The following is a 24,758-nucleotide window of genomic DNA, read 5'->3' as shown; positions in this document are numbered from 1 at the left end:
CGAGTCCCGACCCATGCAGGAACTGGAAACCGTCATCGCGCTCTCCCGCTCGCAGTTCGCGGCGACCGCGCTCTATCACTATCTGTTCGTGCCGCTCACGCTCGGCCTGTCCGTACTGCTGGCGACGATGGAGACGATCTACGTCATCAGCGGTCGCCCGGTGTACCGGCAGATGACCCAGTTCTGGTCGAAGCTGTTCGCGATCAACTTCGCGCTCGGCGTGGCCACCGGTCTGACCATGGAATTCGAGTTCGGTACCAACTGGTCGACCTACTCGCACTTCGTCGGCGATATCTTCGGCGCGCCGCTGGCCATCGAGGGTCTGATGGCCTTCTTCCTCGAGTCGACCATGGTCGGGCTGATGTTGTTCGGCTGGGACAAACTCTCGCGGGGCAAGCATCTGCTGGTGACCTACATGGTCGCGCTGGGCTCGAACCTGTCGGCGCTGTGGATTCTGGTCGCCAATGCCTACATGCAGAATCCGACCGGGGCCGAATTCAACCCCGAGACCATGCGCATGGAGCTGGACAGCTTCACCGCGCTGTTCTTCAGCCACGACGCCCAGGCCAAGTTCGTGCACACCAGCGTCGCCGGCTTCGTGACCGCCGCGATCTTCGTAATCGGCATCAGCGCCTTCTACATGCTGCGTCGGCGCCACATGGCGGTCGCGGTGCGCTCGTTCCGGGTCGCCACCCTGTTCGGCGTGTTCGCCAGCATCGGCGTGATCTGTCTGGGCGATGCACTGGGTTTCATCAACGGCGAAGGCCAGCCGAGCAAACTGGTCGCCATGGAAGGACTCTGGGAGACCGCCGAGGCACCGGCCGGCTTCAACGTCGTCGCCTGGCCGGACCAGGAGTCGATGGAGAATCGCTTCGAGCTGCAGATTCCCTACGTACTCACGCCACTGGTCACCCATACCTTCGACGGCACGATCGTGGGCGCCAACGACCTGGTCAGCCGCGCAGAAACCCGCATCCGCGATGGCATCCCGGCGCTGGTCGCGCTCGAACGACTCAGCGAAGACCCCGACGATCGCGACGCGCTGCGCCAGTTCCGCGCGCATGGCGACAATCTCGGCCATGCGCTGCTGGTCAAGCGCTATGCGCCGGACGTGACCCAGGCCACGCCGGCGCAAATCGAGCAGGCCGCACGCGATACCATCCCGCCGGTCGCGCCGGTTTTCTGGTCGTTTCGCATCATGGTCGCCGCCGCCTTTCTCATGCTCGGCTTTCTGATCCTGGCCACGATCTACTCGCTGCGCGGCCAGATCGTCGACAAGCGCTGGTTCCTGAAAGTCGCGCCCTGGATGATCCCGGTGCCCTTCATCGCCAACGAGGCCGGCTGGGTGGTCGCCGAGCTCGGCCGCCAGCCGTGGACGGTCTACGGCCAGCTGCCGACCTGGATCTCGGCCTCGACCCACTCTGTCGGCTACATGATCTTCTCGCTGGTCGGCTTCGTGGCGCTCTACACCGTCTTCATCATCGTGGAGATGTTCCTGATGGTGAAGTTCATCAGGAAAGGCCCGGACGACGGCCCGCTACCGCCGCCGACCGAGTCCGCCGTCGCCGCCCCCGGTCACACGTCCCAGTGGAGCCAAGCCTAAGCCATGGAAATCTATATCGTTCTCAAGCTCGTCTGGTGGGCGCTGCTCGGCGTGCTGCTCATCGGCCTGGCCGTCATGGTCGGCATGGACATGGGCGTGGGCGCCGGCCTGCGCTACCTGGGCCGCACCGACAGCGAACGCCGCACCGTGATCAACATGATCGCGCCGCACTGGGACGGCAACCAGGTCTGGTTCATCCTGGGCGGCGGCGCCGTGTTCGCGGCCTGGCCGACGATCTACGCCACCGCCTTCTCCGGCCTGTATGTCGTCATGCTGGTGCTGCTGTGGAGCATGATCGTGCGCCCGCTGGGTTTCGAATACCGCAGCAAGCTGCCCTCGCAGCGCTGGCGCAACCTCTGGGACGTCACGCTGTTCATTTCCGGCGCGGTGCCGATGATCGTGTTCGGCGCGGCCATGGGCAACATGCTGCGCGGCGTGCCGTTTCACTTCGAGTGGAACATGGTGTCCTACTACACCGGCAGCTTCATCGCCCTGTTCAACCCGTTCGCGGTGCTCTGCGGGCTGATGTCGATCGCACTCGCCCTCTATCAGGGCGGCGCGATGGTCATGAACCGCGGTACCGGCGTCATCCGCGAGCGCGCCTGCAACCTGCTGACGGCCGCCGGCCTGGCGGCCCTTGCGCTGTTCACGGTCTGCGGATTGTGGGTGTGGTTCATGCCCGGCTACGTGATTACCGGCGGCGCGGACCCGGCCGGCCCGGCCATGCCGCTGCGCAAGACCGTCGAGGCCTCGGCCGGTGCCTGGCTGCACAACTTCGGCGCCTATCCGCTGCTGTGGCTGGTGCCGGGGCTGGTCTACGCGGCCGTGCTCGCCGGCGTGCTCGCCGCGCGCCGCGGCTTCTCGCACCTGGCCTGGTGGCTGGGCGCGCTGGCCTGGGCCGGCACCATCGGCACCGTGGGTGCGGCGATGTTTCCGTTCCTCATGCCCTCGTCGACGAACCCGGGCCACAGCCTGACCGTGTGGGACGCCTCCTCGAGCGCAACCACCCTGGGCTGGATGCTCGTGTTCACCGCCATATTCATCCCTATCGTGGCCATCTACACCAGCTGGGCGTTCTGGGTGATGCGCGGCAAGGTCACGCCCGAGCAGATCGAACACGACGAGCACGCCTACTAGGGAGATCAAGTCATGAAGAACGTTCTACTGTTCGCGTTCTGGTTCCTCGTGGGGCTGATCGCGTTGTTCCTCGCCATCGTGCTCGGCGATTCCGGGGCCTGGTATCTGGCCTGGGTCCTGGGCACGGTGATGATGATCCTGATCGCCGTGACGGGCACAGTGATTCTGGAGGTCGACGACCAGCACAACGACTAATCCACAGTCGGGGGGCCGAGGGCTGGCAGCGCAAGGTACGCTGTCGGCCCTCTTTTTTTAACCCGACTGCGCAGAAGTTGCGCTGACTTTCTTTTTAACAATGGCTTGTGCGTTCAGCGCCATCAATTCCACCGGTTTGATCCAGATCAAGCGCTCGTTGTCGCAATCGAGTCAGACTCTTCCCGAACACCCAACCCGAGGCTATGGACCATGTCACAGACCATACTCGTACCGCTGGATCTGAATCAGGATGCCGTGCTCGACAGCGTATTCGAAGCCGTGAATCGCGTCGCCGGCAACGAGCCTGCGACCGTGATTCTGCTCACGGTCATTCCCGAGATCGACGTTGGCGATTTCCCCTATGTCGGCACGGATTACGTCCGGAAGCTGGGCGAGACCGCGCGCGCTCAACTCGAGCGCATCGGCTACGAACGCCTCGGCGAAGCCGTCAACTGGCAGCTCGACGTACGCGTGGGATCGGTCGCCCGCACGATCGTGCGCCGCGCCGATCATTTCGGCGCCGATCTGATCGTCATGGCCTCCCACAATCCAGTGTTCTGGGACGTGTTGCTCGGCAGTATCGCCAGCCAGGTAGTCAAGCACGCCCGGCATTCCGTACTCGTGGTACGCCAGAAACAGATCGCGAACGCGGCCGATATCGAAGACGACAGCCGCGACGCGCTCGCGGAATGAGCCGGGCGCGGGGCTCGTACGCCCTCGCGCCTTACCGAGGAGGCCACAGCGATGCAGAACCGTATCCTCGTGCCGATCGATCTGTCGCACGAAGCGACCTTCGATCTGATCTTCTCATCCACGGCAGCCATGGCTCGGCGGCACGCCGCCGAGCTGCACCTGCTGACCGTGGTACCCGAGGCGATGGCCGCCTGGCCCTACGTGCCCAGAGGCTTCGTTGACGATGCCCGGAAGCTGGCGGAATCCCAACTCGCCGAGATCGCCGGTCTCGAATATGGCGACGATATCCGGTGGCACAGCGAAGCCGTTATCGGACCGGTCGCGACCACGATCGTCGAACAGGCAGCCCGCGTGGACGCCGGGCTCATCGCGATCGCCTCCCACGACCCGAAAATGACCGACCTGCTGCTGGGCGGCACCGCCGATCGCGTGCTGCGCCGCGCGCATACCAGCGTGCTGGTGCTGCGTCACGGTACCGGCTGGGACTGGGCGCAATAGCGATGCACGATGCGCCGGCCCCCCCCGGCGCGAATTCAACATCCCCCTCAAGGCTCCTGATCGGCCTCCTGCCAACCGCCGTCGGGATCGCGCTCGAACAGTTCGCGCGGGCGCAGGCGGTGCCAGCCGGCGGCCCAGAACTCGATGCGCGTGGGCAACAGACGATAGCCGATCCAGTGCTCCGGCCGCGGCACCTGCTCGAAACTGTAGGCATCGTGCTCGCGCTCACGACGTTGGCGAAACGCCTCGATGTCGCCGAAGATCGCTTCCTGTGCCGAACTGCGCGCCGACAGCTGACTGTCGCGCTGGCGCTGCGCCCACAGGCGGTCCGCATCCGCGTTGTCCAGCACCTCGGCCACACCCTCGATATTGATCTGCTGCTGCAGCTCGCGCCAGAAGAAGCACAGCGCGGCGTGCGGGTGCCAGCGCAGATGCTGTCCCTTGCCCGTGTTCGCATTGACGAAGAAGACCAGCGTATCCGCATCGGTCTGGACATAGACGGTGCGCACGCTCGGCCGCGCGGACGCCGGGTCGACGGTCGCGAGCGTGGCCGCCTGGGCGTCGCGCTCGCCGCGTTCGCGCGCGGCGGCGATCCATTCGATGACGCGACCTACCGGATCCGACATATCGGCAGCGTTCATGTAGCGGAACCTCGCAGCGAGCGGCAGATTGTCATATCACCTCGTCCGGGAGGAGCGCGCCAGCCGCGGCGCGCGCCGAGCGTCGCTCGGACGGGCATTCATGATACCGTCATCGATCGCCTCCGGAACTGATCCACGTCAAGTCGCACCGGCCAGCCAGGGCGCTTGAATGCAGACGCGGCAACCACTATACGGACAAAAGCACATGAGCAGCGATTGGATCAGCGCCGTCCGCGCGGCCGATATTCCGGACAACGGCTGCGTGATATGCGATCTCGACGACGAGGACATCGCAATCTACAACCTCGGCGGCGAGTATTTCGCCATCGAGGACCGGTGCAGCCACGACGGCGGCGACCTCGCCAGCGGATGGGTCGAAGCCGGTTGCGCGGTCTGCCCGCGCCACGGCGCGCGCTTCGACATCCGCACCGGACGGGTGGTCGCGCCGCCAGCCTATGAGGACATCCATGCCTTCCCGGTGCGCCTGGTCGATGGCATGGTCCAGATCCGCGACGACCGCGACTGAATCTCCCGGCCACGCCGGCCGGGCCGCGGGCCGCCGCTCTGGACGACCGCGCTGAAAGATGCGGCGACGCCGGCGCCCCCGGCGAGAGCATCTTCGGGTCCGACAACCCGCGCTCGAGCGAGCCTTGCCCGGCAGGCAAGCGCAGCCGAGATCCCGATCGATGCATGTCGTTGTCGCGACCAGCGCTTGCCATGCATGCCTGCCGCGCAGTTGGCCGGCACCGCTGCTTCCGTCGGGCATCGGTCGCGACGCGCGACGGAACCCCCGCGCCGATTCCGGGCCGGCTCAGGCGTACAACGCACGGCGCAGACGCCGCGGGTCGGGCACCTCGATCGCGCGACCGCCGCGCAACACGATCAGCTCCTCTTCGGCGAGCAAGCGGAGCGTGCGCGAGAACGTCTCGGCCCGGATCGACAACCGGGCAGCGATAACGCTCTTGGGCGCGGGCAGACGCAACCGGAGCGCCGCGGTGTTCTGCGACGGCAGCAGCTCGATCAGGTAGTTGATCACGCGATAGCGGCTGTCGCGCAGTGTCAGCGACTCGACCTCGTCGAGCAGGCCCTGGATGCGAGCCGTCAACTTGCCCATCACCGACACGCAGGTATCGAACGATTCCTGCAGCATCTGTCGGTAATCGGCACAGGCGATCGCCACCACGCGGCTGGCTTCCAGCGCCTGGGCATTCACCGGATAGCGGGGCTCGGGCATGAACAGCACGCCTTCGGCGAAGCTGTCGTGCGCGCCGGCCAGGCCCATGATCTTTTCGTCGCCCTGCAGCGACAGCCGGTAGAGCTTCACCCGGCCGGCAGTGACCACGAAGAAGGCGCCGGCCGGCTCACCCTGATGGAACAGGGTCTGGCCCGGGGCCAGGGACAGCTCCACCGCGGCGGCGAACAGCCGCTCGCGCTGGGCCTCGCTCAGCCCGGCCAGAAAATACTGGCGCTCGAGGACGTCATGCATCTCGGGCCGCGCGGCACCGCCGTCCGGAGCCACCACCGCTCAGCTGCCTCCGGCCGCGACCGCCAGCAACGCCAGTGGTCCGCGCGGATCGTGCGCGACGGCGACGGCGACGATATAACCGAAAACCGGCACCGCGGCCAGACAGGCGACCAGCCGGATGGCGCGCGTGGCCCCGCGCTTTAGACCGATCGTACCGAGCAGAATATACGCGGCCAGTGCGGCGAACTTGGCCAACAGCCAGGGCTGGTGCGCGGGATTCAGGCGCAGCACCCACAGCAGGCCCAGGGCGCTGGCCAGCAAGACGGTATCCACCGCATGCGGCAGCACCCGGATCCAGCGCCGTTGCAGCCGCCCATCGGCGGCGGTCATCCATTTCGCCCGCGTCACGAACAGCGCGCAACTCAACGCCACCGCGCCTACGTGCAGCGTTTTCAGGATCGGATACAGGCTCATCGCTTGGCTGCCGGCCGGACCGGGGCATCGACACGAGGCTGGGCATAATAGCGAATACAGCGCAACGCCCACGGAACGAGCGCAACCAGCATGCAGACGATCGAGGCCCGCATCCAGGTCGCCCGCGCCCCCGGCGCGATGCCGACATCGGCTGCGACACGCATCGCCGCGGCAGCCTGCAGGAACAGAAAGCACCCCACGCCGAGCCGGTCCATGCGCAGCGCCCGCCCGGAGTGGCCGAGACTGACGCGGGTCACCATCGCGAACACCATGCTGGTGACGAAACCGATCGTCAGCGCGTGCAGCGGGGCGAACGCGAGCACCGGGTACCGCCCCGATGCCGCGCAAAGCCCTTGCACGACCGACAGCGTGAGTGCCACCGGCAGCCAGGCGTAGGCGACGAACAGACTCCACAGCAGCGGGTTCCGCCGCACCCGCCACGGCTGCCAGCGCACGAGCAGGTACGCGGCGATGAACGCGAGTGCCGCATCGGTTACCACGAAACCGGCCGGCGCGCCCAGCCACAGCAGCAGCCCGTGGCCGAAGAACAGGAGCAATGCCAGGGGCGGACCCCACGACGGCCGGTAGATTGCGTACTCGGGCAGCACGCCCGCGGCAAAAAACGGCAGCATGCGGTGCGTCACCACGAACACCAGCGGCGCCAGAAACACCCATACCCCGAGCCGGGGCACACGCGCGAACGCCGCCCGGTCGCCCGTCAGAAGCGCCGCGCCGCCATAGAGCGCCAGCGCCGCGCCAAGGCCCAGCAGGAGCAGCACACCAGCCACGTGTGCCGCGGCGCGCGGCCCCGCACGACGTGCCCGGACGGCGAGCGCGACCCAGCCGGCGAGCCAGGCCAGCCCGGTCGTCGTCATGCCGGCCGCGGTGACACCGATTCCGGAAAACGTGCCCGCAAAGGTCATCGCATAGCCAGCCGCCAGAGCGAGTGCGACACCGCCATGGGCCCGTGCGCCCACGGCCGGCGCGTCCGCCCAGCGCGGCAGCGCTGTCATCAGAAAGCCGAAGACGATGAACACCAGGGCGCCGAAGACAAGCAGCCAGGCGTGCATCCAGCCGGCCGGCAACGCCCCTGCGGGCGCGGCCAGACCGAGCGACCGCGCACCGAGCACGAGTGCCCACCAGAACAGCGCCAGCATCAGCGCAAACAGCCCCAGAAAGAAGTACAGACGGTGCGGCATCGACACCACATGGCGCCACGCCGCGACCGGCTTCGCTCTTCTTGCGCAGGCTCGATCCGCAACAGGCTCGCTCATGGCCCGATGATCGCGCCGACGCGTTACCGCCCCCTTGACCTGGATCAACCACCCTGCGATTTGCAAGGAATTGATCTGGATCAAATAAGACACGACGACAACCGGGCAGACTGTCGCCCGAACCGGCGGTTTCCCGCATGGCGCAATGCCATGCCCGGCCGCCGGCCCGTAAACCGCAAGGGGGCAGACATGCGCGACGACGAGACGGTCGAACACGTGACCATCAAGGAAAAACACGGTCCGCTGCCGCGCTGGGCGTGGCTGTTCATCGCGACCTGTGTGATCTACGGCTTCGTGATCGGGCCGTTCGACTGGTTTTCACCGTAGGAGCGCGACCATGATCGATCGCGCCATCAAGCTCTGGTTCTTCTCCGCGCTGGTCTGGCTGGTCATCGGCCCGGCGATCGGCGCCTTCCAGTCGCTGCAGTTCATCGCCCCCGACTGGATGAACTTCCTGTCGGCGATCGCGCTGCCCTACAGCAAGCTGCGGATCGTGCACACCAACACCGTGATCCTCGGCTGGATCGTGATGACCTTCATCTCGGCGGCGCTGTTCATGGTGCCGCGGCTGTGCAACACGCCGCTGCGCTTTCCGCAGCTGGCCTACGCCGCCGGCTGGATCTGGAACGCGGCGCTGGTGCTGGATCTGGTGCTGATCTGGGCCGCGATCCCGGACAGTTTCTGGCTGTCGATCCAGGCCGGCGAATACGCCGAGGCGCCGCTTCTGGTCGACGTCATGATCGTCGCCGCCGTGGTCTGCGTGATCGCCAGTCTGCATCTGACCGTGTTCGCCCGCGAGCGGCCGCATCTGTATGTCTCGGTCTGGTACCTGCTCGGCGGGCTCTACACCACGGCGATCACCTATCTGGTCGGCAATTTCCTGGTACTGGCTTTTTCCGGCGAGGGCTATCAGGTCATCGAGGCCTGGTGGCTGCACAACGCGGTGGGCATGATCATCACCCCGCTGGGCCTGGGCACGGCCTATTACATCGTGCCCCTGGCCGCGCAGCAGCCGCTGTATTCGCACCGGCTGTCGATCGTCGGCTTCTGGACGCTGATGGCGTTCTATCCGGGTACCGGCCTGCACCACTTCCTGCAGATGCCGGTGCCGATCTGGATCAACGAGTTCGCGGTGATCTCCTCGGTACTGCTGGGCATCCCGGTGCTGGCCGTGGTCACCAACTTCCTGGCCACGCCGCGCGGTAACTGGTCGCGTGCCTTCGACAGCTACCCGCTGCGCTTCGCGGCGCTCGGCACGCTCTATTATCTGGCCACCTGCCTGCAGGGCCCGTTCCAGGCCACCGCCGCGGTGAACTGGTACGTGCACTTCACCGAGTGGGTCCAGGCGCACGCCCATCTGGCGCTGGCGGGCGCGTTCACCTGCTACGGCATGGCCGCGGGCTATTACATGTTCCCGCGCATCACCGGCCGCCAGCTCTACAGTCGCGGGCTGGCCAGCGTCACATTCTGGTGCATGGTCATCTTCTTCCCGATCTTCTACATCGGCTTCACCTGGTCCGGGGTGGCCACCGGCGCCTCGATCAACCTGATGGGCAACACCATCTACCAGACGATCAACATCACCTGGATTCCGCGACTGTCGCGCACGATCACCGGCACGGTCGTCGTGGTCGGCTTCATTGCCTACGTATGGCTGCTGCTGCGCAGTCTGCGCGTCGGCGCGCCCTACGAATCCGGCATGAACGAAGTCCCGGAAATGGGCATCGAGACACCGTTCGAGGAGGCACGGGCATGATCCGGCGGCTCGCATTGGCCGCCACTCTGGCGCTGGGCGCATTCGATACCGCAGGCGCCGCCGAGTGGCACCCCTACCGACACATCAGCCAGGCCCCGCTCGGCTTCTGGTTCGTCGCCGTGATGGTGATCGGCGCGCTGCTGCTGTTCACCTACTGGGCGGTGGAACGACCGGTCAGCGGCCGCGAGGCCAGCCCGAGCCGCAAGGGCTACCACGCCCTGGGCGCGCTGGTGCTCGCCATGACCGTGTTCACGCTGCTGCTGTATGTCGTGGTCGCCGGCCGCATCGACGCGCTCGGCGCCTCCGACGACGCCTGGGCCTGGTCGCCGGGCGAGACACTGCAGGATCCGGGCGGCTCGGACATGAGCGGCGAGCCCTATCGCGGCTATCAGGTCTACCGCGCGGAAGGCTGCACCTACTGCCATACCATGTACGTGCGCCCGCAGGACATCGCCACCGGCTGGGCGCCGGGCGCGACCGAGGCCGACGTGAGCGTGCCGCAGGATTTCGCCAACTATCCGTACACCCTGCTCGGCACCCAGCGCAACGGCCCGGATCTGTCCATCATCGGCCGCCAGATCCCGGACATGAGCTACCAGATCGCGCATCTGCAGAATCCGCGTCAGTTCAAGCCGAATTCGATCATGCCGCGCTATGACTACATGTCGCAGGACGATCTGCAGGACCTGGCCGCCTATCTGGTCAGCCTCGGCAACGACCCGCGCAAGCTCAAGGCCGGCACGCTCGACGACGCGGACACCGCAACCGGCAGCGGCGGCCCCTCGGTGCCCACCGACACCGACACGCCGGCGGCGCAGGGCAAGAAGCTCTACAGCAGCCTCGGCTGCGTGGGCTGCCACAGCACCGACGGCGCACGCAACGTCGGCCCGACCTTCCAGGGGCTCTACGGGCACGATGTCGCGCTCGAAAGCGGCGAGACGGTCACCGCCGACGACGGCTATCTGACCCGCGCGATTCGCGATCCCAAGGCCGATATCGTCAAGGGTTATCCGGCGGTGATGCCGGCCGCCTACGGCGACATGTCGGACGCGGATCTCGACGCCCTGATCGCCTTCATCGAAAGTCTGAGCGACGACTCGGGGAGCCACTGACATGGGTTTCTGGGAAGCCATCGCCCTGGCCACCGGCGCGGGCATCGTCATCCTCTTCCTCGCCGCGCTGCGGCACGAGGAATTCGACGCCGAAGCGCCGAAATACGAAATGCTCGGCCTGCCCGTGCCCACCCGACCGCCGCGCCGGGGATCCGGCCGGCTCGGCCCCACCGACCGCATCGTGCGCCTGGGCGCGATCGGCGCGGCGTTCTATTACGCCGGCCATTTCGGCTGGGGCGAGCCGGTGGGTCTGGTGCTGGCGCTGGTCGGCCTCTATCTGAGCGTCACCGGCTTGTTCGGTCGCGACCCGATCTATTACCTGCGGGATTCGCGCAGTCGCGCCGGCTGAGCGTGACGTCCCGGGCGTGCTGGCGTCCGGGGCGCGACACACGACCGAAACGCCAGTCCCCGGCCACCGTATCTTGCGCCAAAGTCGGCACCGCGTCGGAGATCAGCCCATGAGGTCGCTGGCATCGCGGCCACGCCAGACGTGCAACGGCAGTGCCCAGCCTGCTTCGGGCGGAATGCGCCGCCCGCTGATACGCTCCACCGTCAACCGCACGAGATAGTCGCGCGAGCCGCCCGGCAGCGGCTGCGGCAGCATCTGCAACGCATCCGCGCTCACCTCGACGATATCGAGCGTGCCGTGGACCATGACGCTCCAGCCGGACCGTCGAGCGGCGTCGCTGCCGTCGACCTCGAACGTGGCCGCCCGACGCGATACTGCCGCATCGTGCTTCGCCCCCTCACCGGTACGAAACAGGATGGCGTCGTGCACTGTGTAGTTGACCGGCAGCACCTCGGGACTCGGGTCGGCATTGAAGGCGAGCCGGCCGATAGAATGCGATCCAAGCAGCTGACGACAGGTCCCCGTATCCAGCTCGCTCACCCGACCCTGATTCAGCTCATCTTGCATCATCTTCGCTCCTCCGGTGACAAGCGCTTCTCGCCACCCACGTTCGAAACGGGGTGAGCCCTCGTCTACTCTCGGAAATTCGACCTGGCCCGTACTTGATATGGATCATATCGAAAGCTTGGACCGATCGATTGCGATGACGGCCGTACATGCCAATACGGATGTTCCCCGCCGACCGGGCCGAGCGCCGCCATGCAGCTGCGCACGAAAACCATCCGAATACAACATGCCGACGAAGACACAGTTCGATTCCTGGCCGAGCGGACCCACGACGCACGCCCCGAGGCGAGTTCACAATCCACTTTGCGGCGGCCATCAGCCGACTCGACTGCGAGGTAGCGCCAGAAGTCGGCCCTTGGCGCCACGCAGCGCTCGGAGACCGATGCCCCGCTGAAAACCCAGCCAAACTCGAGCCGGATCGAAGCGAGCCGAACGACCACGCCGGTAATGGCCGCTAGAGCCAACGCTCCGGTCGCACAGTCATTGGGCAATCGGCTAAGACCCAGCACCCGTGTCTTGGCCCCCGCGCCGACCATGGCGCAGGCGCGCCGGTCTAGAACGGAATGTCGTCGTCCAGGTCGTCGTCGAAACCGGGATCCCCGGCGGGCTGACGCTGCGGCTGCTGATTCTGCGACCGCTCTTGGGACTGACCACCGCCGCCACCATAGCCACCGCCCTGGGCGCGCTGCTGACCACCACCACCGCCGAACGGCGCGCTGCCACCACCCTTGGAATCGAGCATCTGCATTTCGTTGGCCACGATCTCGGTGGTGTAGCGGTCCTGACCGTCCTGGCCCTGCCACTTGCGGGTCTGGATACGGCCTTCGACGTAGACCTTGCTGCCCTTGCGCAGGTATTCGCCGGCGACTTCGGCCAGGCGCGCGAAAAACACCACCCGGTGCCACTCGGTGCGCTCCTGCATCTCGCCGGAGGATTTGTCGCGCCAGGTATCAGAGGTCGCGATATTGACGTTGGTGACCGCGGTCCCGCCGGCGGTATAGCGCGTCTCCGGATCGGCACCGAGATTGCCGATCAGGATCGCCTTGTTCACACCCCTACTTGCCATTGCAACACTCCATCGCTGTTTGTGCCGGGCCGTGCCTTCAGGCCTCGGCGGGACGTCGTGAAAAACGCTCGAGATCGTCCTCGCCGACGATCGCGCTGTCCACCTTGAGATAGATTACGCCATCTTCGGGCACCACGACGGCCTCGACCACGCCCTCTTCGCCACGCAGCCGCGCCGCGAAGTGCTCCGCGGCCGTATCGTCGAGTTCCGCCACGTTGATCATGTGACTCTTGGTGAACCGCGGTTGCTTCATGGTGACCGCCACGCCGAACCAGATCAACGCAGCCAGCGCCGAGAAGATGAACACGCCCGACGGCCCGTCCACGCCATAGGCCCAGCCGCCGACCGTGCCGCCCACGAAGATACCGAAGAACTGCGAGCTGGAGTAGACGCCCATGGCCGTGCCCTTGGCCTCCGCGGGCGCGACCTTGGAGATCAGCGACGGCAGGCTGGCTTCCATGATGTTGAACGCGGCGAAGAACAGCGTGAGCACCACCACCAGCTCGACCAGGCTGGCGTGCCAGATCAGCAGCGCGACCTGGGTGAGGCCGAGCGTGACGATGGCGCCGACGAAGACCGCCTTCATCTGTCGCTTGGCCTCAGCGAGGATGATCATAGGCACCATGATCACGACCGAGGCCGCCAGCACCGGCAGCCACACCATCCACTGCCGCGACTGGGGGATGCCGATGATGTCGTGAAGGACATTGGGCAACGCGATGAAGCTGGCGGTGAGAATCGCGTGGAGGGCGAAGATGCCGAAATCCAGCCGCAGCAGCTGGGCGTCGCCCAGCACGCGCGAGAACAGCGCCGGCACGGTGCCCGTGTCTCGGTGGCTCTTGAGCTGCGCAGGCTGCGGCGTCACGCCGAACAGCACGCCGATGCCGGCCACCGCCAAGAGCGCGGTCAGCCAGAAGATCCCCGGCACGCCGATCACCGCGTCCAGCAGCGGCCCCAGCACCAGCGACAGCGCGAACGACAGGCCGATAGTCATGCCGATGATCGCCATGGCCTTGGTGCGCTCGGTTTCCCGGGTCAGGTCCGCGCCGAGTGCCAGGATGACCGACCCCACCGCGCCCGCGCCCTGCAGAATGCGCCCGAGGATCACGCCGTGGATGGTGCCCGACATCGCGGCGACCACGCTGCCGGCGGCGAAGATCAGCAGGCCGATCGTGATCATGCGCTTGCGGCCGATGCGATCGGAGAGCATGCCGAAGGGAATCTGCAGCAGCGCCTGGGTGAGCCCGTAGGCGCCCAGCGCGAGGCCCACGGTCAGCGGCGTCGAGCCGGCCAAGTGCTCGGCGTAGAAGGTGAACACCGGATAGATCATGAACAGCCCGAGCATCCGCAGGGAGAAGATGCCTGCGAGAGAGAACGCTGCCCGGGTCTCGGTGCTGGTCATAGGGCGCCCTGGTGGAGCGTGATGGGTTCAGGGCCGGACTACGCATCGGCGAACGATCGCGACGCGCACCGCCGGCTCCACCGCCCGCCTCGGCTCAAAGTGCGGGCGGGCATCGACACCGCCTGAAGCGACGCCGCCGAACGGTCGCGGAGTCTAGCACAGCGCCGTCTCGGCCGGCCTTGTGTAATGGATTTTCGGCGCCACGTATACTCGCTCTCTTGATCTTTGCCCGGTGGTCTTTTCCGCATGGAAAGCCATATCCGCATACGCGGCGCGCGCACGCACAATCTCGTCGGTGTCGACGTCGACCTGCCCCGCGATCAGTTGATCGTGATCACGGGGCTGTCCGGCTCCGGCAAGTCGTCGCTCGCCTTCGACACCATCTACGCCGAGGGCCAGCGGCGCTACGTCGAATCGCTGTCGGCGTACGCGCGCCAGTTCCTCTCGATGATGGAGAAGCCGGACCTGGACTCGATCGAGGGCCTGTCGCCGGCGATCTCCATCGAGCAGAAATCGACCTCGCACAACCCGCGCTCCACGGTCGGCACGGTCACCGAGATCCACGACTATCTGCGCCTGCTGTTCGCCCGCGCCGGCACGCCCTTCTGCCCGAAGCACGGCGAACCGCTGGTCGCGCAGAGCGTGTCGGAGATGGTCGATCAGACGCTGACCAAGGAGGCTGAATCGGCCTGGATGCTGCTCGCCCCGGTGATCCGCTCGCGCAAGGGCGAGCATCGCGAGATCTTCGAGCAGATGCGCGGCCAGGGCTTCGTGCGCATGCGTGTCGACGGTGAAATCATCGAGCTCGACGAAGGCGTGCCGGAGCTCGCCCCCAAGAAGAAGCACGACCTGGAAGTGGTGGTCGATCGCTTCAAGGTGCGCGACGGCATCCAGCAGCGTCTGGCCGAATCGTTCGAGACCGCGCTGCGGCTGTCCGAGGGCATCGCCTGGATCATGCCCTGGCGCGGCGAAGGCGAGCCGGAGGTGTTTTCCTCGCAATTCGCCTGCCCGGCCTGCGGCTACTCGATCAACGATATGGAGCCGCGGCTGTTTTCCTTCAACTCGCCGCACGGCGCCTGCTCCGGCTGCGACGGGCTGGGCTCGCAGAGCGTGTTCGACGTCGACCGCGTGATCACCGACGACAGCCTGAGTCTGGCCGGCGGCGCGGTGCGCGGCTGGGATCGCCGCAACCCCTATTTCTTCGGCCTGATCGAATCGCTGGCCGAGACCTACGGCTTCGACGTCGACCAGCCCTGGCACGATCTGCCGGAGCAGGCCCGGCAGGTGATCCTGCACGGCTCGGGCGGCAAGAAGATCGAGTTCCGCTACGTCAACGCCCGCGGCAACACGCGCCGGCGCCGGCATGCCTTCGAGGGCGTGCTCGACAACATGCAGCGCCGCTACGCCGAGACCGATTCCATGGCCGTGCGCGAGGAGCTGGCCAAGTATCTGTCCGACAAGCCCTGCCCCACCTGCAACGGGGCGCGGCTCAACGAGGCGGCCCGGCACGTCCGGGTCGCCGACCGCACGCTGCCCGATATCAACGCCGCGAGCATCGCCGAGGCCCACGAGATCACCGAGCATCTGGATATCCCGGGCCACCGCGCCGAGATCGCGCGGCCGATCCTCAAGGAGATCAACCAGCGCCTGCGTTTCCTGCTTGACGTCGGCCTCGACTATCTGACCCTGTCGCGCAGCGCGGAGACGCTGTCCGGCGGCGAGGCCCAGCGCATCCGGCTCGCCAGCCAGATCGGCGCCGGCCTGGTCGGCGTGATGTACGTGCTGGACGAGCCCTCGATCGGCCTGCACCAGCGCGATAACCGGCGCCTGCTGAACACGCTCGAGCGGCTGCGCGACCTCGGCAACACCGTGATCGTGGTCGAGCACGACGAGGACGCGATCCGCGAGGCCGACTACGTCGTCGACATGGGCCCGGGCGCCGGCGACCACGGCGGCCACGTCATCGCCCGCGGCACGGCCGCGGAGATCGAGGCCAGCGAGGACTCGTTGACCGGGCAGTACCTGTCGTCTCGGCTGACACTGCCCATACCGGCCGAGCGCGTGCGCTACGACAGCGACCGCGAGATCCGCATCCAGGGCGCGCGCGGCAACAACCTCAAGAACGTCTCCACCAGCCTGTCCATGGGTCAGCTGACCTGCATCACCGGCGTCTCCGGCTCGGGCAAGTCCACGCTGATCAACGAGACGCTGTTCCCGGCCGCCGCGCGTCAGGTCAACCGCGCCGTGGCCCGGGCCGCGCCGGTGACCGCGATCGAGGGTCTGGAGCATCTGGACAAGGTCATCGACATCAACCAGGCGCCGATCGGGCGTACGCCGCGCTCCAACCCGGCCACCTACACCGGCTTGTTCGGCACCATCCGCGAACTGTTCGCCAACACCCCCGAGGCGCGGGCCCGCGGCTACAAGCCGGGCCGGTTCTCGTTCAACGTCAAGGGCGGACGCTGCGAGACCTGCCAGGGCGACGGCGTGATCAAGGTGGAGATGCATTTCCTGCCGGACATCTACGTCACCTGCGAGACCTGCCACGGCGCCCGCTACAACCGCGAAACACTGGAAGTCCACTACAAGGGCAAGACCATCGCGGACGTGCTCGACATGCGGGTGGAGGCCGCGCTGGATTTCTTCTCGCCGGTGCCCAGCCTCAGGCGCAAGCTCGAAACGCTGATGGACGTGGGCCTGTCCTACGTCAAGCTGGGCCAGAACGCGACCACCCTGTCCGGCGGCGAAGCCCAGCGCATCAAGCTCGCGCGCGAGCTGTCCAAGCGCGACACCGGCCGCACGCTCTACCTGCTGGACGAGCCCACCACCGGCCTGCACTTCCACGACATCAAGCAGCTGCTGGCGGTGCTGCTGCGCCTGCGCGAGGCGGGCAACGCGGTGGTCGTGATCGAACACAACCTGGACGTGATCAAGACCGCCGACTGGCTGATCGATCTGGGGCCCGAGGGCGGCGACGGTGGCGGCGAGATCATCGCCACCGGCACGCCCGAGGACGTGGCCGCGGTCGAGGCCTCCCATACCGGACGCTTCCTCAAGCCGATGCTGGGCGCGACCCGGCCGGGCACCGGCCACAACACCAGCGGTGACGACAAGCCCACCGGCCTGCCGCCTCGAAAGAACAAGGCCCAGAGCAAAACGTCCCAAGCGCGCAAGCGTAGCGCGACCGGCGCGAGCAGCACCCGCGGCAAACGACACACGTCGACCTGAGTTGAAGCCGGGGTGCGGAGGCGTTCCCACGCACGCCGGACCGCCACGATCGCGCCGCTACCGCTACAGGCTTGGAGCGTGTCGGCAGTTCCGCCGCGGTGCCCGCCTTGCCGCATGTGGCGCGAGGCCGCGAACCGGACGGCGTCGCCGGAAAGCCAGTCTTATCGAAGCACCAAGGGATTCGGCCCCGAGTGGCTCAAACATGCACCGCGCGAGTCGCCGAGGCCGTAGCGTAGCCGCAGGACCGCGCCACAGCCGCTACGAGGGGCGAACCGTTCGCCTACGACGAACGGCTCGCCTCAGCCGGTTCAATCGGCGTCGGTCAGGTCGACCCGGAACGTCAGGCGATAATCCTCGCCGGTCTCGCGGACCGTGAACATGAAGTCGAAACGGTACTCGCCCGGCACCGGGATGTTCTCGGCGAAGGTCGCGAACGCGAGCGAGTCGCCGGCCACGACCGTATCGCCGCTGGCCAGGCCGTCGACGGACAACTCCGGCTCGTTGCCATCGCTCGTGCTGCGCACGACCTCGTAGCGAAGATCGTCGATCGTATAGGCCTGGCCGGTCGCCTCCAGGCGGAAGCGACCGACACGGAGGCTCCCGAGCATATCCGCGCCATCCGGAATCTCGGTGATGGTCAGCTGCGAGGCGAAGATGTTGGCGTCGGTGGCCGTATAGTCGGGCGATCCGTCGACCGGATTGCCGCGGTCGACGAACAACACCAGAACCGGTCCGGCGCTGACCGTCGCGCGATCGGTATCGCTCGCCTGGCCGTCCGAGACCGTCAGTTCGACGATGTAGTCGCCGACCGCGTCGGTGGTCAGCGACGGCTGGGCGTCGTTGGGGTCGGCCAGGCTCGCGGCGCTGTCATCGGGACGGGAGACGAGCCGCCAGTCGTAGCTCAGATCATCGTCATCGGCGTCGCTGCTGCCGCGGCCGTCCAGCGTCGCAGTCTCGTTGACCGACACGTTCCGGTCCGGGCCGGCGTCGGCGACCGGCGCACTGTTGGCCGTGGACGCCGTGACGGTCACCCGGTCCTCACGGCTGTCGCGCTCCCCGTCGTTGACGACCAGCGACAGCGTGTAGTCGCCGGCCGCGTCGGCCACGAAGGTCGGCGTGGCAGCCGTGGCGTCGTCGAGCGAAGCGGCACTGCCGGACGGCTGCGAGACGAAGGCCCAGCGATAGCTCAGATCGTCGCCGTCGGCGTCCCGGCTACCGGTGCCGTCGAGCATGACCTCGGCGCCGGTCTTCACGGCCTGGTCGGCCCCGGCGTCGGCCGAGGGGCGCGTGTTCCCGGAGGTCGCGGTGACGGTGACACGGTCGGTCGCTTCGTTACCGCGGCCGTCAGCGACCGTCAATTCGGCCACGTAGGTGCCGTCGGCCTCGGCCGAGAACCGCGGCGTCGCGGTGTCGCCGTCGGCGATATCGGCGTCGCTGTCATCCGGAATCGACACCAGCCGCCAGGCGAACGCGAGGCTGGCGTCGTCGCTAACGGTGCTGTCCGAGCCGTCCAGCGTGACCGTGGTGCCGGTCACGACATCGCGGTCGTCGCCCGCATCGGCGTTCAGCGTGGCATTCGGTTCGCCGGGATCGGCACCGTCGTTGCCGTCGTCGTCATCGTCACTGCCGCCGCCACCACCACCGCCGCATCCCGCGAGCGCGAGAACCAACAGCGCAAGGACGCACCAGCGCGATATCCGATCGAACACCATGGACAACCCCCGTTGATCGCAGCCGAATGCTGCACTACACGTATTTATTCACGTTAAACACAGGATTACAACAGGATCGCGTGCAAGCATTATCTGTCGTACGGCCGGTGGCGCGGCCAGGCGGCCGCGGGGCCGTTTTCGCGCAGTCTCAACCCACGGACCACACCAGACTTGCCATGCGGCCGGTCCGCGGACTGCGCCGATAGGAGTAGAAGCGCTCCGGGTCGTCGATGGTGCACAGCCCACCGCCGTGGACCGACACCACCCCGGCGCGGCGCAGGCGCGCACGCGCCAGCGCGTAGATGTCAGCAAGATATTTGCCGGGGGCGGCCGCGGGCGTGAAGGCGACAGCATCGTCGGCCCAGTGATCGCAGAAGACGGCGCGAACCTCGGCGCCCACCTCGAAATTGTGCGTACCGATCGCCGGGCCGAGCCAGGCCAGCAAACGTTCCGGCGCAGCCGGCAACGCGGCGACGGTCGCCTCCAGCACCCCGGCCGCCAGTCCGCGCCAGCCGGCGTGGGCCGCGCCCCAGCAGGTGCCCTCCCGATCGCAGAACAGCACCGGCAGGCAGTCCGCCGTGAGCACGGCACAGACCGTCGATGTCGCGGCGCCCACACTTGCGTCGGCCTCACCCACCACCGCCGCATCGGCGTCGACTACCCGGGTGCCGTGCACCTGGTACAGCCACGCCGGCGCGCCGGGCAGCGCCAGTTCCGCCCGCAGACGATCCCGGTTCGCGGCGACCGCCGCGGCGTCGTCGCCGGTCCGATCGCCGAGATTGAGGCTGTCGAATGGCGGCGCGCTGACGCCGCCGGCCCGCAGTGTCGTGCCCGCGCGTATCGAGACCGGCGCCGGCCAGTCCGCTGCCAGGAAACCGACGCTCATCGCGCCGACGCCTCCTCGGCATCGACGGCCAGTGCGTCCAGCAGACCCTGGAAATCGGCCGGGCGTTCGGCCTGCCACTGCATGGCCTCGCCGCTGATCGGATGCGTCAGGCCCAGGGTTCGCGCGTGCAGCGCCTGACGCTTGAAGCCGCGAAGCACCTCGCTGAAGGCCGCGCTCGCCCCCGGCGGCAGCGCCAGCCGTCGGCCGTAGACCGGATCGCCCAGCAGCGGATAGCGCACGTGGGCGAGGTGCACGCGAATCTGGTGCGTGCGCCCGGTCTCGAGCCGGCAGCGGATATGGGTGTGCGCGCGGTAGCGCCGGATGACGCGATACTCGGTGATCGCCTCGCGGCCCTCCTCGCGCACGGCCATGCGCTTGCGATCGACCGGATGGCGATCGATGGGCGCCTCCACCCGCGCGCCCGCGGTCATCACGCCGACGGCCACCGCCTCGTATTCGCGCTTGACCGTGCGCTCGGCGAGATCGGCCACCAGCTGCCGGTGCGCAGCGAAGCGTTTTGCCACCACCAGAACACCGGAGGTGTCCTTGTCCAGCCGGTGGACGATGCCCGCCCGCGGCAGCGCCGCCAGTTCCGGGTCATGATTGAGCAGCGCGTTCTGCAGCGTGCCGTCGGCGTTGCCCGCGCCCGGATGCATCACCAGCCCGGCCGGCTTGTCGATGACCAGCAGGTCATCGTCCTCGTAGAGAATCTCGAGCGCGATGGGCTCCGGACGGACGTCGCCATCGTCGGCCTCGGCGGGCACGAACAGCCGCACATGCTCGCCGCCGGCGACCGGGGTCTTGGCCGGCGGCGTGGCGCCGTCGACGGTCAGCGCGCCGTCGGCCAGCCAGCGCTGCAGGCGCGAGCGCGAATAGTCCGGCAGCAGCTCGGCGAGCGCGCGATCCAGCCGCCGGCCGGCGTATTCGGGCGGAATGGGCGCATCGAAATCCGGCATGCGCGTAGTCGTCGTCATGGTTGATTCACCGTGGGCCGCTGCGACAGCGGGCATGGAACGAGCGAGACGCGCCGGCACACCGCCGCGCGAAGGCCGCTGCCGACCGGGTACGGCACGTCATCGCCGCGTCCCGCCGGCCGCCGATCCGGCGCCGCGGCGGGCGCGTATGACTGCGGCGGAGCTTGACCGTTATACTCCGCGCTTGTTTTCAGACTATCCGCGCCCTTGGGCGCGCTCGGGGCTGGCATGCGGAATATCGCTCTCGCGTTTTGTATTCTACTCGTGCTGCTCGCCGCAGGCTGCGGCGGCGACAAGGGTATCAACGAGACCGGCTACAGCGACGAGCCGCTGATCGACCGGGAAGGCAACAAGCTCGATTCCGCCGACGCCGAGCGGCTGTACGAATCCGCCCGCGAATTCATGTTCGACGAGCAGCCGGATCGCGCCTTGCGTCTGTATGCCGAAGTCCAGGCCCGCTTCCCGTTCTCGCCCTACGCCGCGCAGGCGGAACTCGAGTCGATCACGGCCCACTACCGGGCCCAGCAGTACGAGGCCGCGGTCTCGGCGGCGGACCGGTTCATCAAGCAGCGGCCGCGCAATCCGAACATCGACTATGTGTACTACCTGCGCGGGCTGTCCAACTACAGCCGCAACGACAGCGGCATTCTCGGCGGCGATCCGGACAAGCGCGACACGCGCTTTCTGGAACAGTCGTTCACCGACTTCAAGCTGCTGATCGAGAACTATCCGGACAGCGTCTACGCCAAGGACGCCCAGCTGCACATGATCGACATCCGCAACCGGCTGGCGGAATACGAGATCAACGTGGCGGAGTACTATCTGCGCCGGCGCGCCTACGTGGCCGCGAGCCGCCGCGCCGAGGGCGTGATCGAGCGCTTCCAGGGCTCGGATTCGGTGCCGCGCGCACTGGAGATCATGGAGGAAAGCTACGCCCGGCTCGGGCTGCCGGACCTGGCCGAAGACACCCGCGCCATCCTGCAGACGTCCTATCCCAACTACATCCTGCACCGCGACGAGTTCTATCGGCAGCGCGCCGGCGAAGAACCGGCCTATGAACTGCCGGACATGGGCAGCGCCTCGGCCGCCGGCGGCAGCCCGGCACAGGACGACGACAGCGACTAGCGCGCCACCGCCCGGCGCCGCCGACGCGTCGGGTGTGATCGGTCCTACAGGTCGCCGTAGACGGCGGTGATGGGATAGCGTCGATCGCGGCCGAAGGCACGGTGGGTGACCTTCGGCCCCGGCGCGGCCTGGCGACGCTTGTATTCGTTGCGGCGGATCAGGCCGGCCGCCTGGCGCACGTCGGCCTCGGCGTAGCCGAGCGCGCAGATGCCCTCGATCGACTCGCCCCGTTCGACGTAGGCCTCGATGATCGGATCGAGCACGTCGTAGTCCGGCAGGGTGTCGGTGTCGGCCTGATCGGCGCGCAGCTCGGCGGAGGGCGGGCGCTCGATGACGCGCGCGGGAATCACTTCGCCACGGGTGTTGCGAAACCGTGCCAGCCGGTAGACCCAGGTCTTGTAGATGTCCTTGAGCGGCGCGAAACCGCCGCACATGTCGCCATACAGCGTGGCATAGCCGACCGCCATCTCCGACTTGTTGCCGGTCGCCAGCACCACGTGGCCGAACTTGTTGGACAACGACATCAGCAGCGCGCCGCGAATACGCGACTGCAGATTCTCCTCGGCGGTGTCGGGCGCGCGATCGCCGAACAGCGGGCCGAGCGTGTCCAGCAGCGCGGAGAAGCCCTGTTCGATCGACAGCTCGTCATAGCGCACGCCCATGCACCTGGCCTGCTCGGCGGCGTCGACGTTGCTGATGTCGGCGGTGTAGCGCGAGGGCATGGACACCGCCCAGACCCGATCGCCGCCCAGCGCATCGGCGGCCACCGCCATGGCCAGCGCCGAGTCGATGCCGCCGGAGGCGCCGATCAGCGCCCCGGGGAAGCCGTTGCGATCGACATAATCACGGGTCGCACGGACCAGGGCGTCGTAGACCAGCGCCTCGGGCGACTGGTCTTCGGCGATGGTACCGACAACGTGCGCCCCGTCCTGCGGCGCCGGCCAGTCGAGGCAATAGACGCCGGACTCGAACGCCGGCGCGCGCAGCGTCAGCTGGCCCCGCCGATCGACCGCACAGGAGCGGCCATCGAAGACGAGTTCGTCCTGGCCGCCAACACAGTTCACGTAGCAGATGGCAAAGTCGTTGGCCGTGGCGCGCTTCGCAAGCAGGCCTTCGCGCTCGGGCTGCTTGTCGGCATGAAACGGCGAGGCGTTGAGATTGACCAGCAGTTCCGCGCCTGCGGCCTTCGCCTGCGCGGCCGGGCCGGTTTCCCAGATGTCTTCGCAGATGGTGACGCCGACCTGCCGGCCGGCGAGTTCGAACACGCAGGGCGAATCGCCCGGCCGGTAATGGCGCCGTTCGTCGAAGACGCCGTAGTTGGGCAGACATTGCTTGCGATAGTGCGCAAGGCGCTCACCGTCGCGCACCACGACCGCCGCGTTGTAGATGATATCGCCGTCGTACTCCGGATAGCCGATCACGGCGGTGATGCCGGTCAGCTCATGCGTGAGCCGCTCCAGCGCGGTTTCGATCGCACGCGGCAGGCCGCGCCGCAGCAGCAGATCGTCGGGCGGATAGCCGATCAGCGCCATCTCGGGAAAGGCCACCAGGTCGGCGCCCTGATCGTCGCGCGCTGTCATGGCGGCATTGATCATCTGGCGAGCGTTGCCCTCGATATCGCCAACCCAGACGTTGAGCTGCGCCAGCGCGATACGAAGTGACGAATCACCCATACGGGGGACTCCCGAGGCTGAAGAAAAGCCGACCTCTCGTCGGCGGGCGTTGCGACGCCAAGGATACGCCAGGACGCAGGCGGCCGAAACGACAACGGGCCGACGACAAGCCGGCCCGTACCGATTCGATTTTGGATTAGAGTCGAGCGCGTCAGCTACAGACCGACCGCCGAACCGTCCTCGCATTTGTCGAGATCGTCGTCGATATCGAGCACGCGCTCGCCGTAGAACAGGTGCAGCGCGGGTGCCAATTCAGACGGCAGCTTGCCGCCATTGTTCTTGCGGAACACGTTATGACGGATGACCGGAATACCCGGCTTGTGGCGCCCGTACATGGTCATGCCGCACTTCGGGCAGCCATAGCGGTGCATTTCCTTGCCGTCGGTCTTATGGTGAAACAGCTTGGAGTCGTCCGGCAGATCGACGTTTTCCTCGTCCCAACCGGTCAGGCCCAGCACGTCGGCGGCGTACAGCTCGCGACAGCTGCCGCAGTGACAGTAGAGCGATAGCTTGGGCTCGCCTCGGACCGTCATCTTCACGTGGCCGCAGTCGCAGCTGATGTCGTAGGTCTGGCTCATATCGATTGCGCTCAATTGAACTATGACGTCATTCGAGCACGTATCATAGGCGTAATTCTATAACGTCGAACGCGTGATTAGCGGGCTGGAATTTACGCGCAAAGCTCATTCAAGAATTCAAACATTCACACCATGAGGCTTTCAGCGCTCACTAGTTGGTCGTTCCTTTGTTTTCGCACTGCCGTGGGTCTCACTTTCGTTTGCTTGTCCAAACGAAAGTAAGCAGAGGAAAGAACACCCGGCATAGCGCCGGCTACGCCGTGCCGTACGAAGCGAGGAGCGGGGCCTTCCCAGCGTAGTTGGGATGCGACCGCCGGCGTTCGGCCCGAGCCCCGAGGCGACGACTCGTA

The 24,758-nt window shown here is 67.1% G+C and carries 24 protein-coding genes; 12 read left to right on the top strand and 12 right to left on the bottom strand.

Annotated features, from left to right (window positions below; all coding sequences use genetic code 11):
* Positions 1-13 precede the first annotated feature (13 nt).
* From SAOR_RS08890 to SAOR_RS08870, 5 genes are all read left to right on the top strand, one after another.
* Positions 14-1,603 (top strand): cytochrome ubiquinol oxidase subunit I, encoded by a 1,590-nt coding sequence (locus tag SAOR_RS08890; RefSeq protein WP_123631119.1) that lies wholly within the window; start codon positions 14-16, stop codon positions 1,601-1,603.
* A 3-nt stretch (positions 1,604-1,606) separates the two neighbouring features.
* Complete coding sequence (gene cydB, locus SAOR_RS08885; protein ID WP_123631118.1) at positions 1,607-2,740, top strand: cytochrome d ubiquinol oxidase subunit II; 1,134 nt, start codon at positions 1,607-1,609, stop codon at positions 2,738-2,740.
* A 12-nt stretch (positions 2,741-2,752) separates the two neighbouring features.
* Positions 2,753-2,935 carry a hypothetical protein gene (locus SAOR_RS08880; protein WP_123631117.1) on the top strand — a complete coding sequence of 61 codons (183 nt, stop codon included), beginning with the start codon at positions 2,753-2,755 and terminating at the stop codon, positions 2,933-2,935.
* A gap of 210 nt (positions 2,936-3,145) precedes the next feature.
* A complete protein-coding gene (locus SAOR_RS08875; RefSeq protein WP_123631116.1) occupies positions 3,146-3,628 on the top strand; it encodes a universal stress protein in 483 nt (160 codons plus the stop codon).
* 51 nt (positions 3,629-3,679) lie between these two features.
* Positions 3,680-4,126 (top strand): universal stress protein, encoded by a 447-nt coding sequence (locus SAOR_RS08870; RefSeq protein WP_123631115.1) that lies wholly within the window; start codon positions 3,680-3,682, stop codon positions 4,124-4,126.
* Positions 4,127-4,173: 47 nt separating this feature from the next.
* On the opposite strand, the gene SAOR_RS08865 is transcribed toward SAOR_RS08870, so the two are convergent.
* The gene (locus SAOR_RS08865) at positions 4,174-4,767 is read right to left on the bottom strand and encodes a pyridoxine/pyridoxamine 5'-phosphate oxidase (RefSeq protein WP_123631114.1); all 594 of its coding nucleotides are present in this window, start codon (positions 4,765-4,767) and stop codon (positions 4,174-4,176) included.
* A 205-nt stretch (positions 4,768-4,972) separates the two neighbouring features.
* Here SAOR_RS08865 and SAOR_RS08860 point away from each other — a divergent pair, with 205 nt between their 5' ends.
* Positions 4,973-5,293, top strand: coding sequence for a Rieske (2Fe-2S) protein (locus SAOR_RS08860; RefSeq protein WP_123631137.1), 321 nt, complete (start codon positions 4,973-4,975; stop codon positions 5,291-5,293).
* Positions 5,294-5,578: 285 nt separating this feature from the next.
* Here the strand turns inward: SAOR_RS08860 and SAOR_RS08855 are convergent, their stop codons facing one another.
* Genes SAOR_RS08855 through SAOR_RS08845 form a run of 3 tightly spaced genes read right to left on the bottom strand, consistent with a single transcriptional unit; the run spans position 5,579 to position 8,064 of the window.
* On the bottom strand, positions 5,579-6,253 hold the full coding sequence (locus tag SAOR_RS08855; protein WP_123631113.1) for a Crp/Fnr family transcriptional regulator: 675 nt from the start codon (positions 6,251-6,253) through the stop codon (positions 5,579-5,581).
* Between the two features lie 39 nt (positions 6,254-6,292).
* Positions 6,293-6,706, bottom strand: a complete 414-nt coding sequence (locus SAOR_RS08850) for a SirB2 family protein (protein ID WP_123631112.1) — start codon at positions 6,704-6,706, stop codon at positions 6,293-6,295.
* On the bottom strand, positions 6,703-8,064 hold the full coding sequence (locus SAOR_RS08845) for an NnrS family protein (protein WP_123631111.1): 1,362 nt from the start codon (positions 8,062-8,064) through the stop codon (positions 6,703-6,705). Before SAOR_RS08845 ends, SAOR_RS08850 begins: the two co-directional genes overlap by 4 nt.
* Positions 8,065-8,169: 105 nt before the next feature.
* Between SAOR_RS08845 and SAOR_RS16795 the strand changes: the two genes are divergently transcribed.
* From SAOR_RS16795 to SAOR_RS08830, 4 genes are read left to right on the top strand one after another with little or no spacing between them, the layout of a single operon-like run.
* Positions 8,170-8,307 carry a hypothetical protein gene (locus SAOR_RS16795; RefSeq protein WP_185015611.1) on the top strand — a complete coding sequence of 46 codons (138 nt, stop codon included), beginning with the start codon at positions 8,170-8,172 and terminating at the stop codon, positions 8,305-8,307.
* Between the two features lie 10 nt (positions 8,308-8,317).
* Positions 8,318-9,736, top strand: a complete 1,419-nt coding sequence (locus SAOR_RS08840) for a cbb3-type cytochrome c oxidase subunit I (protein ID WP_123631110.1) — start codon at positions 8,318-8,320, stop codon at positions 9,734-9,736.
* Positions 9,733-10,848, top strand: a complete 1,116-nt coding sequence (locus SAOR_RS08835; RefSeq protein ID WP_185015610.1) for a cbb3-type cytochrome c oxidase subunit II — start codon at positions 9,733-9,735, stop codon at positions 10,846-10,848. Before SAOR_RS08840 ends, SAOR_RS08835 begins: the two co-directional genes overlap by 4 nt.
* 1 nt (position 10,849) lies before the next feature.
* On the top strand, positions 10,850-11,197 hold the full coding sequence (locus SAOR_RS08830) for a YgaP family membrane protein (protein ID WP_123631108.1): 348 nt from the start codon (positions 10,850-10,852) through the stop codon (positions 11,195-11,197).
* A gap of 102 nt (positions 11,198-11,299) precedes the next feature.
* Here SAOR_RS08830 and SAOR_RS08825 read toward each other — a convergent pair whose 3' ends face one another.
* From SAOR_RS08825 to SAOR_RS08815, 3 genes are all read right to left on the bottom strand, one after another.
* Complete coding sequence (locus SAOR_RS08825) at positions 11,300-11,767, bottom strand: pyridoxamine 5'-phosphate oxidase family protein (protein WP_123631107.1); 468 nt, start codon at positions 11,765-11,767, stop codon at positions 11,300-11,302.
* Positions 11,768-12,317: 550 nt separating this feature from the next.
* Positions 12,318-12,830 (bottom strand): single-stranded DNA-binding protein, encoded by a 513-nt coding sequence (gene ssb, locus SAOR_RS08820; protein ID WP_123631106.1) that lies wholly within the window; start codon positions 12,828-12,830, stop codon positions 12,318-12,320.
* Positions 12,831-12,867: 37 nt separating this feature from the next.
* Positions 12,868-14,232 carry an MFS transporter gene (locus tag SAOR_RS08815; protein WP_123631105.1) on the bottom strand — a complete coding sequence of 455 codons (1,365 nt, stop codon included), beginning with the start codon at positions 14,230-14,232 and terminating at the stop codon, positions 12,868-12,870.
* A gap of 246 nt (positions 14,233-14,478) precedes the next feature.
* On the opposite strand from SAOR_RS08815, the gene uvrA reads away from it, so the two are divergent.
* On the top strand, positions 14,479-17,460 hold the full coding sequence (uvrA, locus tag SAOR_RS08810) for an excinuclease ABC subunit UvrA (protein WP_123631104.1): 2,982 nt from the start codon (positions 14,479-14,481) through the stop codon (positions 17,458-17,460).
* 308 nt (positions 17,461-17,768) lie between these two features.
* Here uvrA and SAOR_RS08805 read toward each other — a convergent pair whose 3' ends face one another.
* From SAOR_RS08805 to rluD, 3 genes are all read right to left on the bottom strand, one after another.
* Positions 17,769-19,172 carry a PKD domain-containing protein gene (locus SAOR_RS08805; RefSeq protein WP_123631103.1) on the bottom strand — a complete coding sequence of 468 codons (1,404 nt, stop codon included), beginning with the start codon at positions 19,170-19,172 and terminating at the stop codon, positions 17,769-17,771.
* Between the two features lie 148 nt (positions 19,173-19,320).
* A complete protein-coding gene (pgeF, locus tag SAOR_RS08800; RefSeq protein WP_123631102.1) occupies positions 19,321-20,058 on the bottom strand; it encodes a peptidoglycan editing factor PgeF in 738 nt (245 codons plus the stop codon).
* Positions 20,055-21,032: a 23S rRNA pseudouridine(1911/1915/1917) synthase RluD gene (gene rluD, locus SAOR_RS08795; protein WP_123631101.1), complete on the bottom strand. Its 978-nt coding sequence runs from the start codon at positions 21,030-21,032 to the stop codon at positions 20,055-20,057. Before rluD ends, pgeF begins: the two co-directional genes overlap by 4 nt.
* 228 nt (positions 21,033-21,260) lie before the next feature.
* Here rluD and SAOR_RS08790 point away from each other — a divergent pair, with 228 nt between their 5' ends.
* Positions 21,261-22,157 (top strand): outer membrane protein assembly factor BamD, encoded by an 897-nt coding sequence (locus tag SAOR_RS08790; protein ID WP_123631100.1) that lies wholly within the window; start codon positions 21,261-21,263, stop codon positions 22,155-22,157.
* Positions 22,158-22,201: 44 nt separating this feature from the next.
* On the opposite strand, the gene SAOR_RS08785 is transcribed toward SAOR_RS08790, so the two are convergent.
* Complete coding sequence (locus tag SAOR_RS08785; RefSeq protein WP_123631099.1) at positions 22,202-23,830, bottom strand: NAD+ synthase; 1,629 nt, start codon at positions 23,828-23,830, stop codon at positions 22,202-22,204.
* 155 nt (positions 23,831-23,985) lie between these two features.
* On the bottom strand, positions 23,986-24,408 hold the full coding sequence (locus tag SAOR_RS08780; protein WP_123589422.1) for a GFA family protein: 423 nt from the start codon (positions 24,406-24,408) through the stop codon (positions 23,986-23,988).
* Positions 24,409-24,758 lie beyond the last annotated feature (350 nt).

It is taken from the genome of Salinisphaera orenii subsp. orenii MK-B5 (genome assembly GCF_003788635.1).
Lineage (GTDB): Bacteria > Pseudomonadota > Gammaproteobacteria > Nevskiales > Salinisphaeraceae > Salinisphaera > Salinisphaera orenii.
Note: the sequence above shows the minus strand (reverse complement) of the source record. Positions and strands in the feature narration are given on the sequence as shown.

Coding starts and splice junctions, on each gene's coding strand:
- SAOR_RS08890 (WP_123631119.1), top strand. CDS start 14: ATGCAGGAACTGGAAACCGTCATCGCGCTCTCCCGCTCGCAGTTCGCG.
- cydB (WP_123631118.1), top strand. CDS start 1,607: ATGGAAATCTATATCGTTCTCAAGCTCGTCTGGTGGGCGCTGCTCGGC.
- SAOR_RS08880 (WP_123631117.1), top strand. CDS start 2,753: ATGAAGAACGTTCTACTGTTCGCGTTCTGGTTCCTCGTGGGGCTGATC.
- SAOR_RS08875 (WP_123631116.1), top strand. CDS start 3,146: ATGTCACAGACCATACTCGTACCGCTGGATCTGAATCAGGATGCCGTG.
- SAOR_RS08870 (WP_123631115.1), top strand. CDS start 3,680: ATGCAGAACCGTATCCTCGTGCCGATCGATCTGTCGCACGAAGCGACC.
- SAOR_RS08865 (WP_123631114.1), bottom strand. CDS start 4,767: ATGAACGCTGCCGATATGTCGGATCCGGTAGGTCGCGTCATCGAATGG.
- SAOR_RS08860 (WP_123631137.1), top strand. CDS start 4,973: ATGAGCAGCGATTGGATCAGCGCCGTCCGCGCGGCCGATATTCCGGAC.
- SAOR_RS08855 (WP_123631113.1), bottom strand. CDS start 6,253: ATGCATGACGTCCTCGAGCGCCAGTATTTTCTGGCCGGGCTGAGCGAG.
- SAOR_RS08850 (WP_123631112.1), bottom strand. CDS start 6,706: ATGAGCCTGTATCCGATCCTGAAAACGCTGCACGTAGGCGCGGTGGCG.
- SAOR_RS16795 (WP_185015611.1), top strand. CDS start 8,170: ATGCGCGACGACGAGACGGTCGAACACGTGACCATCAAGGAAAAACAC.
- SAOR_RS08840 (WP_123631110.1), top strand. CDS start 8,318: ATGATCGATCGCGCCATCAAGCTCTGGTTCTTCTCCGCGCTGGTCTGG.
- SAOR_RS08835 (WP_185015610.1), top strand. CDS start 9,733: ATGATCCGGCGGCTCGCATTGGCCGCCACTCTGGCGCTGGGCGCATTC.
- SAOR_RS08830 (WP_123631108.1), top strand. CDS start 10,850: ATGGGTTTCTGGGAAGCCATCGCCCTGGCCACCGGCGCGGGCATCGTC.
- SAOR_RS08825 (WP_123631107.1), bottom strand. CDS start 11,767: ATGATGCAAGATGAGCTGAATCAGGGTCGGGTGAGCGAGCTGGATACG.
- ssb (WP_123631106.1), bottom strand. CDS start 12,830: ATGGCAAGTAGGGGTGTGAACAAGGCGATCCTGATCGGCAATCTCGGT.
- SAOR_RS08815 (WP_123631105.1), bottom strand. CDS start 14,232: ATGACCAGCACCGAGACCCGGGCAGCGTTCTCTCTCGCAGGCATCTTC.
- uvrA (WP_123631104.1), top strand. CDS start 14,479: ATGGAAAGCCATATCCGCATACGCGGCGCGCGCACGCACAATCTCGTC.
- SAOR_RS08805 (WP_123631103.1), bottom strand. CDS start 19,172: ATGGTGTTCGATCGGATATCGCGCTGGTGCGTCCTTGCGCTGTTGGTT.
- pgeF (WP_123631102.1), bottom strand. CDS start 20,058: ATGAGCGTCGGTTTCCTGGCAGCGGACTGGCCGGCGCCGGTCTCGATA.
- rluD (WP_123631101.1), bottom strand. CDS start 21,032: ATGACGACGACTACGCGCATGCCGGATTTCGATGCGCCCATTCCGCCC.
- SAOR_RS08790 (WP_123631100.1), top strand. CDS start 21,261: ATGCGGAATATCGCTCTCGCGTTTTGTATTCTACTCGTGCTGCTCGCC.
- SAOR_RS08785 (WP_123631099.1), bottom strand. CDS start 23,830: ATGGGTGATTCGTCACTTCGTATCGCGCTGGCGCAGCTCAACGTCTGG.
- SAOR_RS08780 (WP_123589422.1), bottom strand. CDS start 24,408: ATGAGCCAGACCTACGACATCAGCTGCGACTGCGGCCACGTGAAGATG.